This is a genomic window from Roseiconus lacunae (assembly GCF_008312935.1).
In the GTDB taxonomy this organism is placed as follows: domain Bacteria; phylum Planctomycetota; class Planctomycetia; order Pirellulales; family Pirellulaceae; genus Stieleria; species Stieleria lacunae.
Window position 1 is genome coordinate 1 of record NZ_VSZO01000035.1, and the last position, 735, is coordinate 735.

Annotated in this window: 1 protein-coding gene; it reads right to left on the reverse strand. The window is 57.0% G+C overall.

All coding sequences use genetic code 11. From position 1 onward, the window contains the following. Positions 1–185 precede the first annotated feature (185 nt). Positions 186–614, reverse strand: a complete 429-nt coding sequence (locus FYC48_RS22265) for a cyclic-phosphate processing receiver domain-containing protein (RefSeq protein ID WP_149499004.1) — start codon at positions 612–614, stop codon at positions 186–188. Positions 615–735 lie beyond the last annotated feature (121 nt).

Here is a 735-nt window from a genome sequence, read left to right on the forward strand (position 1 = left end):
GCAATGGGCCGACTGCGGTTATCCTATCCGGCTTGTGCGTTGATCCGAACTTAAAGCTAGAAGAAACAACGAACGTGACCAAGCACGACGAACGCCGGCCATCACCGAGGCCGCGCGAACGACTCAGATCAAACCGATTGACCTGACTCGCGGCCTTCGTGTGCATGGCATTGTTCCCCGCAATTCTAATGTCGGCCATCGTGCGCAGCCACCATTTCGCAGGCCGTCGGAAACCAGTACGACTCGATCCAGTCTTCGCCGAGCGGTGCGATTCGGTCAACATCCCAGCCAGCATCGCGCATCGAATAGAGCATTGAATCCGCTGCCGCTGCGTTGGTCGAGTGTATGACCGCAGGAGCAATTGGTTTGCGTGTCACCAAAAACGCCGAGACATCACAGCCGTCACCCGGATCGGGGTCGTCAGGTGAGTCCGTGAACAGATCGTGGTCGAGGCAAATCAGATCAGGAACGCGACCGAGACAGGAATAAGCGTCGATGAATTCTGGAGCAGTTCGATGCACGTCCAGCGTTACCGCGGGATGGTGAAGAGCCAGAACGGCACGGAAACGCGAGATGCGATCCAAGTCGTCTTCTAGCATCACGAGAAAGTTCACGATTAGCGTGCGGTCTCTTCAGTCGGGGAACGGTGACGATCACGTGGTCGCCGCGGTTGACGAGCCACTCCAACAACCTCAACTCGGCGGCTCACGTGCATCGATTGGTTCGTCGATTTAC